The organism is Actinokineospora guangxiensis, assembly GCF_042657845.1.
Taxonomy (GTDB): Bacteria; Actinomycetota; Actinomycetes; order Mycobacteriales; family Pseudonocardiaceae; genus Actinokineospora; species Actinokineospora guangxiensis.
The window spans coordinates 36,218-51,353 of sequence record NZ_JBHSKF010000005.1 but is presented as its reverse complement, the minus strand read 5'-3'; the positions used below and the strand labels follow the sequence as shown (position 1 = coordinate 51,353).

Sequence of the window (15,136 nt, the reverse complement as noted above, 5' to 3'; positions counted from 1 at the left end):
GAACGCACTACGAACTGGGCAAACCCCCGCCCGGGATGTGGGCGCCGCTGCGCCACCCGATGTACCGCAGGCTGGTCATCGGCCGGGTCACCACCTTCCTCGGCAACGCCGTCGCCCCGGTCGCGCTGGCATTCGCCGTCCTGGACCTGACGGGCTCGGTCGCCGCGCTCGGCATCGTCGTGGGCGCGCGGTCGCTGGCCAACGTGGCGCTGCTGCTGCTCGGCGGCGTGCTGGCGGACAGGCTGCCGCGCGGGGTGATCCTGCAGGGCGCGAGCATGGCCGCCGCCGGTTCACAGGCGCTGACCGCCGTCGCGGTGCTGATGGGCTTCGCGAGCGTGCCGCTGCTGATCGTGCTGAGCGTCGTCAACGGCGCGGTGGCGGCGGTGTCGCTGCCCGCGGCGTCCGCGCTGACCCCGCAGACGGTGCCGCCGGAGCTGCTGCGCCAGGCCAACGCACTGGCCAGGATCGGCATCAACACCGCCATGATCGTCGGGGCGAGCCTCGGCGGCATGGTCACCGCGCTGGTCGGGTCGGGGTGGGCGATGGTCGCCACGGCGGCGGTGTTCGCCGTCGCCGCGGTCTTCTACGCCAGGGTCAAGGCCCCCGAGATCGACGGGGACGCCCCGACCCGCCCGCTGGCCGACCTCAAGGCGGGCTGGCGGGAGTTCGCGTCGCGGCCGTGGGTCTGGTCGGTCGTCGCCTCGATGCTGGTGATCAACGCCGCATTCGTCGGCGGGCTGATGGTGCTCGGGCCGTCGGTGGCCGACGAGACCGTGGGACGCCTCGCCTGGGGCTTCATCCTGGGCGCGCAGACCGCGGGCGCGCTCGTCGGCGGGATCATCGCCACCCGCTGGCAGCCGAGGCGGGCGCTGCTGGTGGGCACCGCGCTGATCGCGGTCACCGCGGCCCCGCTGTTCGCCCTGGCGCACTGGCCCGCGATCGTGCCGCTGGCGGTGGCGATGGTGGCCTGCGGGATCGCCGTCGAGCAGTTCGGCGTGGCCTGGGACGTCTCGCTGCAGGAGAACGTGCCGCAGGACAAGCTCGCCCGCGTCTACTCCTACGACGCGATGGGCTCGTTCATCGCGATCCCGCTGGGCGAGATCGCCGTCGGCCCGCTGGCCCAGCGCTTCGGCGCGTCGGCCACGCTGACCGGCGCGGGCGTGCTGATCCTGCTCGCCGTCGCCGCCGCCGTGCTCACCCCGGGCATCCGGACGCTGACGCTGCGCAAGTCCGCCGCGGGCTGACCCGCCGAGCGGGCATGATGTGCGCTGTGGACGGTTATCAGCACGTGTCCCGGGCGCCCACGCTGCCCGGCGGCGCCCACCAGCCGGTGGTGGACGAGTTCGACGTCGCGGCGCTCTACGAAGGACCGTACGGCGACGTCCGCGACCCCTCGGCCGTCCCGCTGGACGAGAAGCTGCGCCAGGCGTACTTCTGGATCGTCAACCACGCGATCATCAGCCCGCACTACGACATCGAGTTCCACGACGGTCCCAGCGCCGGGGTGTCCCTCGGCGACAGCAAGGCCAGGCTGACGCTCCCCAGTGGACAGAGCTACTCCAGCTTCGTGCTAATCCCGCTGCTGACCTTCGCGGTGCGGCGGCGCTGCCTGCTCGTCGGCGGCCCCGGCCGGGGCAAGACGGCGAGCGCGGTGCTGATGGGCGTGCTCGCGGGCTACCCGCTGACCGAGATCCGCAGGGCGATGCAGCACGGGCACCCGCAGCTGACGATCGCCGACCTGCTGGGCACCCCGCTGCCCGCCGACCTGGTCCGCGCCGAGCGCCTGGCCGACATCGACATCGCGTGGCGGCGCTGGCTGTCCATGCGGGTCAAGATCATCGACGAGTACAACCGCATCCCCACGCGGACCCAGTCGGCGCTGCTGACCCTGATGTCCGACGGCTACGCCGAGGTCTTCGACCAGGTCTACGAGGCCACCGACGCCGCCTGGTACCTGACCGCCAACGACGACGCGGGCGGCGGCACCTACCAGGTCATCGACGCGCTCAAGGACCGCATCGACGTGGTGGTGCAGGCGCTGCCGTTCAACAGCCGCTTCCTCGGCGAACTGGTGACCAGGGTGGAGCAGCGGCTCAAGCCCGAGGAGCTGGTGCCGCCGGAGATCGTGTTCAGCGAGGCCGAGCACGAGCGCATGTGGGCGGAGATCCTGCGGGTGCCGCTGCCCTCGGCGGTGCGCAGGCGCCTGGAGTTCTTCACCGCGCAGTTCGAGCTGCTGGAGGGCGCGGGCGAGCAGTTCGAGTACCGCACCAAGGACACCGCGCGCCTGGCCGGGGTGGACCCGCACCTGCTGGCCGCCGCCGACACCGGCCGCGACCGGATCGCCGACCTGGGCGCGCAAACGCTGGGCGGGGTGTCGGTGCGGGCGTTGCAGAGCATCCTGGCCTACGCCAAGGCACTGGCCTACTTCCGCGACCGGCCCGAGGTCGGCCTGGACGACCTGCGCGCGGTGCTGCCGTTCGTGCTGCACGACAAGCTCGCCGCCGACGACCGCTCCCCCGCCTTCGACCAGCCCGGCCACGGTCCCTACCGGACGGACCGGGTCAGCTGGCTGCGGCACCTGTTCGACCGCGCGTGCGCCGAGTACGACCGGCTCGACCTGGACACCGACGACGCGGTGGGCGCGCTGCTGGCGGAGTTCGAGCGCGGCCTCGACGGGGTGGGCGAGCCGGAGGTCACCGCGCGGCTGGCCCGCATCGAGGGCGTGCTGGGCGAGTGGGCGCGCTCGCGCAAGCTGTACGGGCACATCCACGACGACGCGCTGGCGCTGAAGTACCTGCACCAGCGGTACGTCAACTACCGGGCGTGGCTGCGGTGGAAGCGCTGACGCCGTTCCAGCGGGCGCTGCGCGAGCGCCGCGACCAGGTCAATGCCCGCTTCCGGATGGCCAAGCACCGCAACCGGTCGCTGTCGGCGGCCGAGGTGCTCGCGCACCTGCGGACCAGGGTCGCGCCGGTGGTCGACGCCGCGGGCGGCGACGAGCAGGCGGTCACCGATGCTCTGGTGGAGCTGACCTTCGCCGCCGCCGAGCGCGACGCGCTGGGCTCGCCCGCCTTCGCCGCGCTGCCCGCGCTGGCGGGCGCGGTCGGGGCGGCGCCGTCGCGGGTGCCCTCGGCGGTGTTCAACGCCGCCCGGCACCTGGCCGACGCCGAGGCCGACCAGGCTGGGTGGCTGCGCACCGTGCGCACGCTCGGCGCGCTGGTGCCGCCCGCCGAGGTGGAGCGGCTGCTGGCCGCGTGCGCGGTCGCGGCCTGGCGGCACGGGCTGGCCCGGCTGCGGCCCGCGGCGCTGGCCGCCGCCGCGACGCTGGCCCCGGACCTGCGGGGGGTCGCGCTGGGCGCGGCGTCCCCGGTGTCGGACGCGGCGCTGGCCGCGCTGGCTGCGGACCGGTGGGCCGAGCCGAACGCGCGCGGACCGGTGGCGCTGCGCGCGGTCCGGCGCGTCGGCGCGTTCACCGGCTTCGGCGGCCGGTTCCGGCGTCCCCCGGTGGTGCACGCGGTCGGCGGGCGCTTCTTCGCCGTGGCCGACGGCACGTGGGAACTGGTGGTGGACCGCTACGGCGCGGCCTTCCGCGCGGTCGCCGGTGTGCCGGACGAGCGGCGCGGGGAGCCCGAGCTGGTGCTGCGCCCCGGCGGGCGGGTGGTGGACGCGGCCAGCCCGGGGGTGGCGCTGGCGCTGCCGGAACTGGCCTCGCCGACCAGCGTCGCCGGGCACGGGGGCACCCTCGCGGTGACGACGGCGCTCTCGCACGCGGTGGTGTTCGTGGCGAGGACGACATGACCGGCACGGAGTCAGCGGACTGGGCCGGGGTCTGGCCGGAGGCGCTCGCGGCCTGGGGCCGGTTCGTCTCGGTGCACCCGCCGCTGCTGTGCGAGAGCAGCGAGCGGGCGCGGGCGGCCGGGCTCTCCGGCAGCTTCGCCATGTTCCGCCTGGACGACCGGACCGTGGTCCTCGACCTGGAACAGGCGGCCGGGCTGGGCCTGGGCGGGCTGGCGCTGGAGGTGCTGGCGCACGAGGTCGGCCACCACGTGCTCTGCCCGGCCGACCTGTCCGACAACGCCCGGCTGCTGGCCAGGGTCCGGCGGGGGCTGCCGAACCTGGAGGCGCACGCGCCGATGGTGGCCAACCTCTACGCCGACCTGCTGGTCAACGACCGGCTCCAGCGCAGCAGGGGGCTGCGCATGGACGAGGTCTACCGGCGGATGGCGGGCGGGGCGTCGGGTCCGCTGTGGGCGTTCTACATGCGCGTCTACGAGATCCTCTGGGCGCTGCCGACCGGCGACCTCACCCCGGCGGTGCCGGCCGACATCGATGCCGACGCGCAGCTGGCCGCTCGCCTGGTCCGCGTCTACGCCGCCGACTGGCTCGCCGGGGCGGGCGGGTTCGCGATGCTCTGCTACCGCTTCCTCGCCGAGGACTGCGACTCGGTGGTGCCGCGCACCTGCCGGGGCGCGGTCGGCCCGGACGCCCAGGTCCCCGGCCTGGCCTACGACGACGACGGGCCGATGACGCACCCGGCGCTCGACCCGCTGGTCAACGACTTCGCCGAGCCGCCGACGGAGGTGCAGGCCGAGCCGAGCGGCGGGCAGTACCGCGAACCCTTCGAGTACGGCCAGATCCTGCGCCAGCTCGGCGTCGACGTGTCCGAAGAGGACGCAGCGGCGCGGTACTACAAGGAGCGGGCCGCCCCGCACCTGGTGGCCTTCCCGGTGCGCGCGCGCCCGGTCGTGCGCGAGCCGCTGCCGGAGGGGACGGCGGCCTGGGACGTCGGCGAGCCGCTGGACCGCGTCGACTGGCTGGCCACGGCGCTGCGCTCGCCGCTGGTCGTGCCGGGCGTGACGACCGAGCAGCGGGTCGAGGGCTGGATGGACGGCGCGTCCGCCGACCCGGAGCCGGTCGACCTGGACCTGTACGTGGACTCCTCGGGCTCGATGCCGGACCCGCGGCGCACGGTGTCGCACCTGACGCTGGCCGGGGCGGTGCTGGCGCTCTCGGCGCTGCGGGTGGGCGCGCGGGTGCAGGCGACGCTGTGGAGCGGCACCCGCCAGGTGCTCGTCACCGACGGTTTCGTCCGCGACGAGACCGCCATCCTGCGCGTGCTGACCGGCTTCTTCGGCGGCGGCACCGCCTTCCCGCTGCACGTCCTGCGCGACACCTACGCCGAGCCCCGGCGGCCGACGCACATCGTGGTGATCTCCGACAACGGCGTCGACACGATGGTGAAGGCGGTGGACGAGGCGGGCCGACCCGGCGGCGACATCGCCGCGACCGCGCTGGCAGGCGCCGGGGCGGGCGGCACGCTGCTGCTGAACCTGTGGTCCGACGCGGAGGAGGCGCGCATCGCCGCGCTCACCCCCGGCTGGGACCTGCACCGGGTGACCGAGTGGTCGGACCTGGTCGACTTCGCCGCCGCGTTCGGCAGGCGCGCGTACGAGAGGAGCCCCCGGTGACGATCTCCGTCCCCGCGCTGACCCGCAGGCTGGCCGACACCCCGCCGGACTTCCTGGCCGACCCGGCGACCCTGTCCCCCGCCGCGATCGTCTCCGACACGCTCACCGCGCTCGGCGGCCCGCCGCTGACCGACGGGTCGGCCACGGAGTTCACCGGCGCCGACCCGAACTGGACCCGGCTGGTGCTGCTGACCTGCTGGCTGGCGACCGGGTCCGACGGCGACCCGGTCCGTCTGCACGGCCTGCTCTCCGACGGGCTGGGCGAGCTGGCCGCCCTGGTCCCGGCCGAGCGCTTCGCCACCGACCCCGACCGGCGCGAGGAGCTGGCGAGGGTGCTGCTGCGCGGGCTGGGGGTGGTGCCGCACGGGGAGAGCGCCGCGCAGGCGGCGGACCGGCTGGACACCGTCGACAGCGTCCGGCGGCACCGCCTGCTCGCCGACGCCAAAGCCGCCGAGGAGCGCGCCGAGGCCATCCGCCAGGCGATGGCCGAGAAGAAGGCCCGCGAGGCGGCGGCGCGGTACAGCCACGTATGAGCGACTACCCGATCCCGGCCTACGAGCCGATGTCCGACGCGGTGCTCACCGACGCCGAGCGCTGGCCCGCGCAGACGTCGGCGGGCGCGCGGCGGCTGGAGTGGCTGCGGAGCCATCCCCGGGCGCCGCTGTACAACCACGCCTGCGGTGACCGGCTCACGGCCGGCGCCGTGGAACGGCTGCGGGGGTACGACTTCGGCTACCACGGCTGGACGGCGTCACACCGTCCGCAGTGGACGGATGAGCTGGTGGAGCGCGCGGGCCGGAGCGTTCCCCGGTACCGGGGCGTGCGGTCCTTCGGCGATGTCGTGCCGGTGGGGCGCGGGGAGCTGCTGTCGCGGGTCGAGCGGGCGGTGCCCGACGACGCGGACCTCTCGGAGCTGATCGTGCACACGACGTCGGGGTCGCGGGGTCCGGCCGCGACCGTCCCGATGACCCCGGAGTTCTGCGCGCTGGACCTGCCGCTGTTCGAGCACGTGCTGGCCGGGCGCGGGATCTCGGTGTCGGCCGACGGCGTCGCCCTGGTGACGGTGTACGCGATGCCGGTGACCTACCAGTTCGCCGCGGTGTCGTCCTACTGGGACGGCGCGGGCGTGGTGAAGGTGAACCTGCACCCGTCGGCGTGGCGCTCCCCCGGCGACCGCGCCGCATTCCTGGACGACTGCGCGCCGCAGCTGTACTCGGGGAACCCGCTGTCGCTGAGCGCGTTGGCCGAGCTGGGCCTGTCCGGCCGCCCGAAGGCGGTGTTCTCCGGGGCGATGGCGCTGGACTCCCCCGCCGCGCTCGCGGAGAAGCTTGGGGCGCCGGTCTTCGACGTGTACGGCACGACCGAGACCGGGCTGCTCGCCCACCGCACCGAGGGCGGGCACACCGTGCTGCCGCGGCGGGTCTACATCGAGGTGCTGGACGAGGACGGTCAGCCGTGCCCGGACGGGACGCGGGGCGAGATCGTGGTGACCTCCGGGGAGAACCCGCTGCTGCCGCTGCTGCGCTACCGGACCGGGGACCACGCGGCGCTGCGGTGGCGCTCTGGGGTCCCGGTGCTCCTCGGGCTGGCGGGGCGGGAGCCGGTGCGCTTCCTGGTCGGCTCCCGCTGGGTGGAGTCGATCGAGGTGACCCAGCTGCTGACCCCGCTCGCGCTGCCCGCCTACGAGGTGCACCAGGGGCAGGACGGCGGGATCACGGTCACGGTGCCGGTCGGGACGTCGGAGTCGCTGGTGGCCGCCGCCGCCCGTCCGCTGCTGGGCGAGGTGGCCGTGCGGACCACCGACCTCCGCACGGCCACCAAGCCACAGCGCTACTCGACTCAGATGATGCGGTAGAAGGTGGCGTAGTGGTCAGGGGAGTACCACACGACGCCGGTGGTCACGTCCCGCACGATCCGGCGCGCGTCGCGGGCCGCGCCGCGCGGGCGCGGGTGGGTGTCGTACTCCTGGAAGGTGTGGCCGGCGGGCAGTTGGCCCTCGCGGTTGTAGAAGCGGCCGCCCGCGAAGTTGTACTGGCCGTAGGGCCAGGCGTGCCAGGCGCGGGCGGTGGGGAAGCCGAGCTGCCGCCAGCCGTTGTAGGCGGTGCGGGCGGCGTCGCAGCCGGAGATCGTGCACGAGCCGTGCACGGCCGCCGACGCGGGGGCGGACACGGTCGAGAACAGGGCGGCGAACAGGGCGAGGACGATCAACGCACGGCGGGGCATGGGTCTCCGTTCCGAGCAGGGGTCGGTCCTGGACAGGGTGTGGCCGTGGTCGGGAAACGATCAACAGCGGGCAGGTGAACTCAGGCCCAGGGGTCGAAGGGAATGCCGGCGGGCTTGGCCTTGGCCAGTTCGTTGCGGAACTTGTCGCCCTGGTCGCGGATGCCCATCGTGGCGCTGCCGAAGTCGTGGGCGGTCAGGCGGTCGCGGATGCCGGGCGGGTAGTTGTCCCAGCCGACCAGGGCGGGGTACTGCCAGGCGCCCTTGTGGTTCTCCGGCGGCTCGGTGTGGCTGGCGTGGCGGAAGCAGTGCGTGCTGACGCCGTCCTTGTGGTAGACGACCTTCGGGTGCTTGCCGGTCTCGTCCCACGGGATCGAGTCGCGATGGCGGGTGGTGTAGTTGCCGTGGGCCGAGGTGGAGACGTAGCGGCCCCAGTCGCCTTGCACCCACACCACGATGTGCTCCCAGTCGTGGCGGTGGCCGATGGCGATGGGCCCGGCGGTGGCCTGGTCCTTCTCGAAGTAGTAGGTGTACATGTAGGCGCACCATCCGTTGTTGCACAGCGAGCGCGAGTAGGCGTTGGTGTTGTCCAGGTCCGAGGCGTCGCGGCAGCGGCCGTTGAGCGCGCCGCCCGGGGCCAGGCCCGGGTTGAGCGTGCCGGTGGGACCGATGGCCGGGGTCGGGTAGCAGCCGTCGGTGTCGTAGTCGAGGGCGGGCTGATAGGTGCGGTCGCCCGCCGGGGCGGAGGCGGGCAGAGCGGCGGGCGGCTCGGCGAGCGCGGTCGCGGGGAAGACGACCATCACGGCCACGGCGGTCACCGAGGTGACCGCCGCCTTGGCCAGGCGAGAGGTTCGGCGCATAACCCGAGCCTCGTTCATGTACACCGCCCGGCGGTATCGGCCAAGTGCACGCAAGGTGCACGCGGAACGGGTGAATCCTTACCGGTGCGCGGTGATCGCCGCTGCCATCAGCCCGGGAAAGTCCGGGTGCGTCGCCGTCGACTCGCCGGTGGCGCGGTCGAGGACGTGGAAGATCCCCGTGGGGGCGTACAGCGTGTAGAGGGTGTCCTCGTCGGCGGCCAGCACCAGGTGCCGGGCTGGGGCGGCCGGGTGGGCGAGCAGCCCGGGGACCGGGCTGTCGCCGGTGCCGTGCAGGGTCAGCCCGCCCGCCCGCACCCCGTCGAAGTGGCGCAGCACCTGCAGGTACTCGGCGGGCAGCAGGTAGCCCGCCGCGGCGGCGCGCTCGACCAGGCGCTCCACCGAGGACGCGTCGGCCGGAGCCGGGCGCGGGTGGCCCGCCGCGACCGCCTTCAGCGCCGAGACCACCTCACCGCGCCCGGCGAGGAACGCCCGCAGCTGCCTGCCCCGCCACCACGGCGACCGCGACACCGCCCAGGACACGGCGAGGACGGCCGCCACGACGGCGGCGAGCAGGAGCACGGAGGACACCGGCTACTTGATCCCGGCCGCGTCCATGCCGCGCAGCTCGCGCTTGAGGTCGTGGATCTCGTCGCGCAGCCGGGCGGCCAGCTCGAACTGCAGGTCGCGGGCGGCGTTCATCATCTGGTCGGTCATCGACTGGATGAGGTCGGCCAGCTCGGCGCGCGGCATCTTCGACGGGTCCTTGCCCGCGATGCCCGCCGACCGCGCCGCGCCCGGCTCGCCCGCGGCGCGCTTGCCCCGGGAGGTGTTGCGGCCCGACCCGCCGACGGGCACCGAGTCGTCCTGCTCGGCCTCGGTGTAGACGCGGTCGAGGATGTCGGCGATCTTCTTGCGCAGCGGCTGCGGATCGATGCCGTTGGCCTTGTTGTAGGCCTCCTGCTTCTCCCGGCGGCGGTTGGTCTCCTCGATGGCGTGGCTCATCGAGTCGGTGATCTTGTCGGCGTACATGTGGACCTCGCCGGAGACGTTGCGCGCGGCGCGGCCGATGGTCTGGATCAGCGACGTCCCGCTGCGCAGAAAGCCCTCCTTGTCGGCGTCGAGGATGGCGACCAGCGACACCTCCGGCAGGTCCAGGCCCTCGCGGAGCAGGTTGATGCCGACCAGGACGTCGTAGTCGCCGAGGCGCAGCTGGCGCAGCAGCTCCACCCGGCGCAGGGTGTCCACCTCGGAGTGCAGGTAGCGGACGCGGATGCCCAGCTCCAGCAGGTAGTCGGTCAGGTCCTCGGCCATCTTCTTGGTCAGCGTCGTGACCAGGACACGCTCGTCGCGCTCGGCGCGGGTGCGGATCTCGTGGACCAGGTCATCGATCTGGCCCTCGGTCGGCTTGACCACGACCTGCGGGTCCACCAGGCCGGTCGGGCGGATGACCTGCTCGACGAACTCCCCGCCGGTCTGGCCCAGCTCGTACGGGCCCGGCGTCGCCGAGAGGTACACCGTCTGCCCGATGCGGTCGGCGAACTCCTCCCAGGTCAGCGGCCTGTTGTCGACCGCGCTGGGCAGGCGGAAGCCGTGCTCGACCAGGTTGCGCTTGCGGGACATGTCGCCCTCGTACATGCCGCCGATCTGCGGCACCGTCACGTGCGACTCATCGATGACGAGCAGGAAGTCCTCGGGGAAGTAGTCCAGCAGGGTCGCGGGCGCGGTGCCGGGGCCGCGGCCGTCGACGTGGCGGGAGTAGTTCTCGATGCCCGAGCAGAAGCCGACCTGGCGCATCATCTCGATGTCGTAGCTGGTGCGCATGCGCAGCCGCTGGGCCTCCAGCAGCTTGCCCTTGCGCTCCAGCTCGGCCAGCCGCTCCTCCAGCTCCTGCTCGATGGCCTTGATCGCCCGCTCCAGGCGGTCCGGGCCGGCGACGTAGTGCGTGGCCGGGAAGATCCGCAGCTCCTCCTCCTGGCGGACCACGTCGCCGGTCAGCGGGTGCAGGTAGTACAGGGAGTCGATCTCGTCGCCGAAGAACTCGACGCGGATGGCCAGCTCCTCGTACGCCGGGATGATCTCGACGGTGTCCCCGCGCACGCGGAACGTGCCGCGGGCGAAGGCGATGTCGTTGCGCGCGTACTGCACGTCGACCAGCGCGCGCAGGAGCACGTCGCGTTCGACGGTGTCGCCCACGCGCAGCGGGATCGAGCGGTCCAGGTACGACTGCGGCGTGCCGAGGCCGTAGATGCAGGACACCGACGCCACCACGATCACGTCGCGGCGGGAGAGCAGGCTCATCGTCGCCGAGTGGCGCAGGCGCTCCACGTCGTCGTTGACCGAGGAGTCCTTCTCGATGTAGGTGTCCGTCTGCGGGATGTAGGCCTCGGGCTGGTAGTAGTCGTAGTAGCTGACGAAGTACTCCACGGCGTTCTCCGGGAAGAACTCGCGCAGCTCGTTGGCCAGCTGGGCGGCCAGGGTCTTGTTCGGCGCCATCAGCAGCGTCGGCCGCTGGAGCCGCTCGATCAGCCAGGCCGTCGTCGCCGACTTGCCGGTGCCGGTCGCGCCGAGGAGCACCACATCGGGCTCGCCCGCGGCGATGCGGCGTTCGAGGTCGTCGATGGCGGCGGGCTGGTCGCCCGCGGGCTGGTAGGACGCGCGCATGCGGAACCGGCCCCCGGTGCGCGGGACGTCGCCCACCGGTCGGTACTCGGATTGGGCCAGGACGGGATGCTCGGTCGCGAATGCCACGCGTCGAGGCTACGCCCGCCCACCGACAACGACGACAGCGCAGCTCAGGGCAGTCCAGGGCAGTCCAGGGCGGATCAGGACGGGTCAGGGCCGGGCTCGGGCACCTCAGCAGCAGTTGCAGTCGCAGGGGCAGCAGCAGTCGCCGCAGCCGCTGCTGCCGCAGTCACAGCTGGAGCACAGGCTCTCGCGCCGCTTGCCCGAGTACGGGCCCGGGTACGGGTCGCGGCAGCACTGCTGGCAGGTCCCGCACTCGTAGAGGCAGGCCGCGCAGCCCTTGAGCACGCCGCGCGGGGTGGGGTCGAGGGTCAGTCTGGGCCAGCGCCAGCACAGGCAGCTTGAGGGCGGCAGCGCGTTGGGGTCGCGGCCGTGGGTGTGCGGCGGGGGCGGGCCGTACGGGCCGGCGGCTCCGGGCGGCGGGGCGCCGTGCAGGTGCGGGAGGTGGTGCGGGCCGACCGGCGGCCGGGCCTCGGGGGGCAGCCAGCCCGGGTGCATGCCGCCGTGGCCGGGCGGCTGGTGGGCGGCGAAAGTGCGGTGCACCGCCATGCCCAGCTCGTGCACCAGCAGCGCGTGGACCAGCTTCTGGTCGCGGAAGTCGGCCTCGGTGAGCGCCAGCCGCACGCCCATCACGGCGTCGTCGCAGAGCCTGCGGACCTCGGCCAGGTCGGCGCCGGTCGCGGTGATCGGGTTCCACTGCCCGGCCGCCTTGTCGGCGTCCAGGTCCTCGACGGCGTCGAGCAGGTGGGCGATGCGGCCGAAGAGCCTGCCCGCCTCGGCCAGCGGCTCGGCGTTGCCCGGCCTGCCCGCGACGACCGCGGTGTGGGCGAAGGCGGCGGCGGTGGCGGTCTCGGTCGGCTCGGTGGCCAGCAGCACCGACGCGCCCAGGCCCACCGCGGACTCGACCTCGCCCTGCCTGCCGATCGCCTCCAGCAGCACCCCGGTCCCGAAGCCCAGGTCCGAGCCCGTCCGCTCGCCCTGCCGGGCCCAGCGCCGGGCGACGGTGCGGGCGGCTCCGGCCAGCGGGCGGCGCCCGAGCAGGCCGTCGCGGTCCTCGACGTGGTCGCGCACCTTGGCCGAGGCCAGCACCAGCGACACCGCCGCGGCCAGCCGCGCGCCCGCGCCCTCGGCGACCGGCGCGCCGCGCATCGCGCGCAGCGGGCAGGGGCCCGCGATCCTGCGGTCCTCACCCGGGGCCTGGGCCTCGACCAGCGCGGAGATGGCCAGGCCGTCGTAGTTGGTCACCGTCCGCGCGAAGTGGCCGTGGTCGTCGCGCAGGGCCAGGCAGAGCCCGCACAGGTGCGCCATCCAGGAGGTGGCCAGGTCGCCGGGGAGGCGGTGGCGGCAGGGGCGCAGGATTCCGAACATGGGGGCCTCTCCGGAGGGTTGATCGCGCGGAGCCTAACGGCACTCACCCGTTCGGGTGGGCAGATCGACGCGAAAGGACTGTCGCCGCACGGCCCGGTGTGGGCACGATGGCGGCATGGCCGCGGAGACCCCGATCCCCCTCGCCCGCCGGGACCACCGGACGCACCCGCCGAAGGTGGAGGTGTTCGACCCGGCGGCGGGCACGAACGTCGACCCCAAGGGCATCGTCCGGCTCGTGGACGAGTACCGGGCGATCACCGGCGGCCTCTACATGGCCCGACCGGTCGACGGCCACAAGCGCATCGCCTACTTCGAGTCGGCGCTGCTGCCCGAGCTGGGCCTGCGGGTGTCGCGCTGGCGGGGGCGTCCGGGCGTCGACCTCGGCCACGACTTCTACATCGACGTCGTGGACATCGCGGTGCACGACGACATCTGGCGCACCGTCGACCTCTACCTGGACGTGCTGGGCCGTGACGGCGAGTCGGTGTGGGTGGAGGACAACGACGAGCTGCTGGCCGCCGTGCGCGCCGGGATCATCGACCTGGGCGCGGGCGAGCGGGCGCTGCACCGCGCGCAGACCGCGGTGGCGGGCATCGCCCACGCGGGCTACGACATCGACCGGTGGCTGCTGGCCCACGACGTCGTGGTGCCGTGGCGGTCCCCCTAGTGGCGCGGGCCCGCCGGGGTCAACAGCGGGCCGCCACAATCTGACCCCGCGACACAACCGGTATCCGATCGCCCACGAGTCGTGACATCACGGCGAGCGCGCTTCCGACTACTGTCAGCGGCGTGGGCACGGCCATCACCCCGCAGCTGGTCGACACTGTCGACACGGTGACCGCGGTACGCAGCTACTCGTCGGGTACTTCTCGCGGCCTGCGCGTCTGCCAGGTCGAACGGTGGGGGCTGCGCACGGAGTGCCCCACCCCGGAGGACCCCTTCGCCGACTCCGAGGTCACCTGGCTGCTGCCGGAGCTGAACCTGCGGCTCACCCAGCAGCGCCCGCGCTCGCGGCACGCCCGCACCGGCCCGAGCGTGCTCACCGCCGTGCGCGTGCGCACCGACGGCAGGGTGTGGCGCACCACCGACCTGCTCCTGGGATTGGCGGCGCCGGGCGGGACGACCGCGCGGATCGTGCGCTCGGAGGAGTTCGCCGCCGCCGTCGCGGGCCGCGTCCTGCGCACGGGCGACGCCGACCTGGCGCTGTGCACCGTGCACAAGACGCTGGAGGAGCTGAGCCGCTTCCGCCACGACCTGTCGGCGTGGCTGGCGTACAAGCGCATCTTCGAGGTGTGGCCGCCTTTCTAGGGCGTCCAGCCGGTCTCCGCCGCCCACTTCTCGGCGCGCGCCATCGCGCCCAGGAACCAGGGTTCCTTCGCTTCGGCGTAGGACGGGATGTCGTCGGCGACCACGGCGCGCTTCACCGCCTCGTACTCGGCGCGGGCCGCGTCGTCGGCGCGCAGCCAGGCGGGGAAGAGCAGCGCCTGCCGCCAGTTCGGCGCGCCTTCGGGGCGGAGGTGCACGTTGACCCAGCGGACGGGGTCGGCCCCGACGTGGGTGCGCTTGCGCCAGCGGACCGGGTCGGCGTCGGCCGGGTGCGGCGTGTCCTGCTCGAAGCCGTGGGCGCGGGGGAAGCCCGCGTCGGCCAGCGCGTCCTCGATCGCCTCGGCGTGGTCGAGGGAGGCGGTGACCTGCACATCGATGACGTCCTTGGCGGCGAGACCGGGCACCGACGTCGACCCGATGTGCTCGACGCGGCCACCGGTGACGACCTTGAGCCGCTCGACCACGCGCCGGGCCTGGGCGGGCCAGGTCGGGTCGGGGTCGACCAGGCGGGGCGCGCCGCGCGGGGCGTGGCGGCGGTGGCGGACGTTGGCCTCGTAGCGGACCAGCCGGTCGGCCCAGAGCGCGTCGACCTCGGCGAGGAGGACATCGGGGGTGCCGGAGTTGTCGAGCCACACGTCGGCGACGGCCCGGCGGGCCTCCTCGGTGGTCTGCGCGGCGATGCGGGCGCGGGCGTCGTCCTCGGTCAGGCCGCGGCTGAGCAGGCGCCGGACGCGGGTGTCCACGGGGGCGTCGACGATGATCACGAGGTGGTAGAGCGGGGCGTAGTTCTTCTCGACCAGCAGCGGCACGTCGTGGACGACGACGGCGTCGGCGGGGGCCTGCGCGAGCAGTTCCCCGGTGCGCGCGGCGACCTTGGGGTGCACGATCCCGTTGAGCGTCTCCCTGGCCGTGGCGTCCCCGAAGACCTTCGCCGCCAGCGCGGCCCGGTCCAGCGCCCCGTCGGCCCCGATGACCCCCGGCCCGAACGCCGCGGCGATCTCGGCGAGCCCGTCGGTGCCCGGCTGGACGACTTCCCGGCTGAGCACGTCGGCGTCGATGAGCACGGCCCCGTGCTCGACCAGCCTGCCCGCCACCGTCGACTTGCCTGACCCGATCCCGCCGGAGAGCCCGATGCGCAACACCGGGGCATTG

14 protein-coding genes are annotated in these 15,136 nt (G+C 74.0%); 8 read left to right on the top strand and 6 right to left on the bottom strand.

Annotated features, from left to right (window positions below; all coding sequences use genetic code 11):
* Positions 1-35 precede the first annotated feature (35 nt).
* Genes ACFPM7_RS12615 through ACFPM7_RS12590 form a run of 6 tightly spaced genes read left to right on the top strand, consistent with a single transcriptional unit; the run spans position 36 to position 7,323 of the window.
* A complete protein-coding gene (locus ACFPM7_RS12615; protein ID WP_378247976.1) occupies positions 36-1,244 on the top strand; it encodes an MFS transporter in 1,209 nt (402 codons plus the stop codon).
* A 26-nt stretch (positions 1,245-1,270) separates the two neighbouring features.
* Positions 1,271-2,845, top strand: coding sequence for a MoxR family ATPase (locus ACFPM7_RS12610; protein WP_378247332.1), 1,575 nt, complete (start codon positions 1,271-1,273; stop codon positions 2,843-2,845).
* The gene (locus tag ACFPM7_RS12605) at positions 2,824-3,798 is read left to right on the top strand and encodes a hypothetical protein (protein WP_378247330.1); all 975 of its coding nucleotides are present in this window, start codon (positions 2,824-2,826) and stop codon (positions 3,796-3,798) included. The genes ACFPM7_RS12610 and ACFPM7_RS12605 overlap by 22 nt, the downstream gene beginning before the upstream one ends.
* On the top strand, positions 3,795-5,468 hold the full coding sequence (locus ACFPM7_RS12600; RefSeq protein ID WP_378247328.1) for a hypothetical protein: 1,674 nt from the start codon (positions 3,795-3,797) through the stop codon (positions 5,466-5,468). The genes ACFPM7_RS12605 and ACFPM7_RS12600 overlap by 4 nt, the downstream gene beginning before the upstream one ends.
* A complete protein-coding gene (locus tag ACFPM7_RS12595; protein ID WP_378247326.1) occupies positions 5,465-6,001 on the top strand; it encodes a hypothetical protein in 537 nt (178 codons plus the stop codon). The genes ACFPM7_RS12600 and ACFPM7_RS12595 overlap by 4 nt, the downstream gene beginning before the upstream one ends.
* Positions 5,998-7,323: an AMP-binding protein gene (locus ACFPM7_RS12590; protein ID WP_378247324.1), complete on the top strand. Its 1,326-nt coding sequence runs from the start codon at positions 5,998-6,000 to the stop codon at positions 7,321-7,323. Before ACFPM7_RS12595 ends, ACFPM7_RS12590 begins: the two co-directional genes overlap by 4 nt.
* Here the strand turns inward: ACFPM7_RS12590 and ACFPM7_RS12585 are convergent.
* The 5 genes from ACFPM7_RS12585 to ACFPM7_RS12565 all read right to left on the bottom strand — a co-directional run bounded on the left by ACFPM7_RS12585 (position 7,308) and on the right by ACFPM7_RS12565 (position 12,658).
* Positions 7,308-7,691 (bottom strand): ribonuclease domain-containing protein, encoded by a 384-nt coding sequence (locus tag ACFPM7_RS12585; RefSeq protein ID WP_378247322.1) that lies wholly within the window; start codon positions 7,689-7,691, stop codon positions 7,308-7,310. The genes ACFPM7_RS12590 and ACFPM7_RS12585 overlap by 16 nt on opposite strands.
* An 80-nt stretch (positions 7,692-7,771) precedes the next feature.
* The gene (locus ACFPM7_RS12580) at positions 7,772-8,548 is read right to left on the bottom strand and encodes an NPP1 family protein (RefSeq protein WP_378247320.1); all 777 of its coding nucleotides are present in this window, start codon (positions 8,546-8,548) and stop codon (positions 7,772-7,774) included.
* Positions 8,549-8,626: 78 nt separating this feature from the next.
* Positions 8,627-9,136, bottom strand: coding sequence for a hypothetical protein (locus tag ACFPM7_RS12575; RefSeq protein ID WP_378247318.1), 510 nt, complete (start codon positions 9,134-9,136; stop codon positions 8,627-8,629).
* Between the two features lie 3 nt (positions 9,137-9,139).
* Complete coding sequence (gene uvrB, locus ACFPM7_RS12570; RefSeq protein ID WP_378247316.1) at positions 9,140-11,296, bottom strand: excinuclease ABC subunit UvrB; 2,157 nt, start codon at positions 11,294-11,296, stop codon at positions 9,140-9,142.
* 105 nt (positions 11,297-11,401) lie between these two features.
* Positions 11,402-12,658, bottom strand: coding sequence for a DUF5685 family protein (locus ACFPM7_RS12565; RefSeq protein ID WP_378247314.1), 1,257 nt, complete (start codon positions 12,656-12,658; stop codon positions 11,402-11,404).
* A gap of 115 nt (positions 12,659-12,773) precedes the next feature.
* Between ACFPM7_RS12565 and ACFPM7_RS12560 the strand changes: the two genes are divergently transcribed.
* Both ACFPM7_RS12560 and ACFPM7_RS12555 read left to right on the top strand, forming a co-directional pair.
* Positions 12,774-13,325, top strand: a complete 552-nt coding sequence (locus ACFPM7_RS12560; RefSeq protein ID WP_378247312.1) for a DUF402 domain-containing protein — start codon at positions 12,774-12,776, stop codon at positions 13,323-13,325.
* A gap of 122 nt (positions 13,326-13,447) precedes the next feature.
* Entirely contained in the window at positions 13,448-13,966 is a 519-nt protein-coding gene (locus ACFPM7_RS12555) for a ribonuclease FAU-1 family protein (protein WP_378247310.1), read from the top strand.
* On the opposite strand, the gene coaE is transcribed toward ACFPM7_RS12555, so the two are convergent.
* A complete protein-coding gene (coaE, locus tag ACFPM7_RS12550) occupies positions 13,963-15,126 on the bottom strand; it encodes a dephospho-CoA kinase (protein ID WP_378247308.1) in 1,164 nt (387 codons plus the stop codon). The two genes, ACFPM7_RS12555 and coaE, sit on opposite strands and share 4 nt — an antisense overlap.
* Between the last annotated feature and the right edge of the window lie 10 nt (positions 15,127-15,136).

Excerpts from the sequence above, each read along its gene's own strand:
- ACFPM7_RS12615 (WP_378247976.1), top strand. The coding sequence starts at position 36 with ATGTGGGCGCCGCTGCGCCACCCGATGTACCGCAGGCTGGTCATCGGC.
- ACFPM7_RS12600 (WP_378247328.1), top strand. The coding sequence starts at position 3,795 with ATGACCGGCACGGAGTCAGCGGACTGGGCCGGGGTCTGGCCGGAGGCG.
- ACFPM7_RS12590 (WP_378247324.1), top strand. The coding sequence starts at position 5,998 with ATGAGCGACTACCCGATCCCGGCCTACGAGCCGATGTCCGACGCGGTG.
- ACFPM7_RS12585 (WP_378247322.1), bottom strand. The coding sequence starts at position 7,691 with ATGCCCCGCCGTGCGTTGATCGTCCTCGCCCTGTTCGCCGCCCTGTTC.
- ACFPM7_RS12580 (WP_378247320.1), bottom strand. The coding sequence starts at position 8,548 with ATGCGCCGAACCTCTCGCCTGGCCAAGGCGGCGGTCACCTCGGTGACC.
- ACFPM7_RS12565 (WP_378247314.1), bottom strand. The coding sequence starts at position 12,658 with ATGTTCGGAATCCTGCGCCCCTGCCGCCACCGCCTCCCCGGCGACCTG.
- ACFPM7_RS12560 (WP_378247312.1), top strand. The coding sequence starts at position 12,774 with ATGGCCGCGGAGACCCCGATCCCCCTCGCCCGCCGGGACCACCGGACG.